The sequence below is a fragment of the Aeromonas sp. HMWF014 genome (genome assembly GCF_963878295.1).
Taxonomy (GTDB): Bacteria; Pseudomonadota; Gammaproteobacteria; order Enterobacterales; family Aeromonadaceae; genus Aeromonas; species Aeromonas popoffii.
Map to the genome: position 1 here is coordinate 1 of NZ_CAWNYS010000344.1, position 1,527 is coordinate 1,527.

Annotated in this window: 2 protein-coding genes; both read right to left on the bottom strand. The window is 60.2% G+C overall.

Annotation, left to right across the window (positions count from 1 at the left end; all coding sequences use genetic code 11):
- Window positions 1–860, bottom strand: an 860-nt coding sequence (locus tag AAC083_RS14420; protein WP_108536968.1) for a glycosyltransferase, incomplete at its 3' end; no start/stop codon positions are given.
- On the bottom strand, window positions 860–1,527 hold a 668-nt coding region (locus tag AAC083_RS14425), incomplete at its 5' end, for an O-antigen ligase family protein (protein WP_181364766.1). The genes AAC083_RS14420 and AAC083_RS14425, both read right to left, overlap by 1 nt.

Here is a 1,527-nt window from a genome sequence, read left to right on the forward strand (position 1 = left end):
GCCAAGGTAAGACCGAATACCTCTTCGCGAGCACCAGACACCAGGAGATCCACTCCCCCCCGCAAAATAGCGGCGCTATCAGAACGCTCGCCCAGAAAGTGCACCCGCTCCGCTACCCCGAGCTCGACCACGAGTGCCTCCAAGGCTAGTCGTTCAGGACCGCTACCAATCACCAGAAGTTGTACCTCTTCCCCTGAATTGACGAGTTCTGCCAGAGAGCGGATCAGTAAATCGATCCCCTTTCGTTTGATGAGCGACCCTATCGTGGCCAGAATCAGCCCCCCGGGGGGCAGCCCCAACATGTCGAGCACAGGCCAGCGAGATCCACTGTTGAGGCGCTCACCATCCACGCCATTGGGAATGTGGATCAGGCGAGCGTGCTCGCAGCCATCCTCTCGCCAAGCGGTCAGCACCGGCTGGCTCACCCCGATCAGTACATTGGCTTCGTGTACCCGTAAGGTGAACCTGTCTCTGGGCTGATAACGGGCATGCAGATGGCACACCAGTGGCACGGCCATCTCCCGGCACACTCCGGCCAACCACTGGCAGGGGGCGGCGCTGTTGGCGTGTACCAACGTGACACCATGTTCACCTATCAGCGCCCTCGCCCGTTGGCACAAAGCCCGATGAGCGGCCAAATCGAAACGGGGAGCCTGCCACCCGAGCAGCAGAGTAAAGGGCTCAACCACAGTGTTCACCCCGAGGCGGGCCGCTTCATCCGCCAACCTCTGGCTGTTGCACCAGAGCAGAGGTGCAAAACGGCTGCGATCGAGGTGAGCCAGCAGATCCAGCAGGCAGCGTTCGCTGCCGCGGATCCAGTCCTCACCGTAGTGAACCAGCAAAATGGGGGTTGCACTCATTATCCTGCTCCCGTGTCGTTTGTGTCCTGTACCACAGCAGCCGCTTCCCTGGCCTGTTGGACGTATTTGATGGCGGCGACAGCCAACGCCAGCTCCAGATAGATGGGCCAGGTAAAACCTTGGGTCAGGAAGGACCCCGAAATAACAAATCCCACCATGCTAGCCATCACACCCTGCATGGCAGTGATCACTGCAGGAGGCATGCCAGCAAGCTGACAACGCCAACAACTACGCAGCGTCACTGTGACCATACCAATAAACAGCGCCAGGCCGACAAATCCGGTTTCCGCCAGTACCCCGAACCAGGTGGAGTGCACTGCATGGTTGAGGCCATCCCAGTGGGGACTGTAGAAAAAGTAGTTGTAATAGAAGTTGGACAGCCCCACCCCCACCAGCGGATGGCCTAACGCCATGCCCCAGGCAGCCTGCCAGGCGTAGATCCGCCCCATGGCGGAGGCATCGACCCCACTCTCGGCCGCACCACCAGATGCCCTATCACTGATCCCTGCGGCGGCAAACAGCACCAGCAACGCCAGGGAACCACAGAGGATCAGCACGGTTTTAGACTTCACCCGCTGCCAGGCAAACAGGCCACAGACCGCACAAATGCCCAGCAAGCCCCCCCGGCTTTGGGTGGCAATAATGGCGGCGGCCACCAGCACGAAAC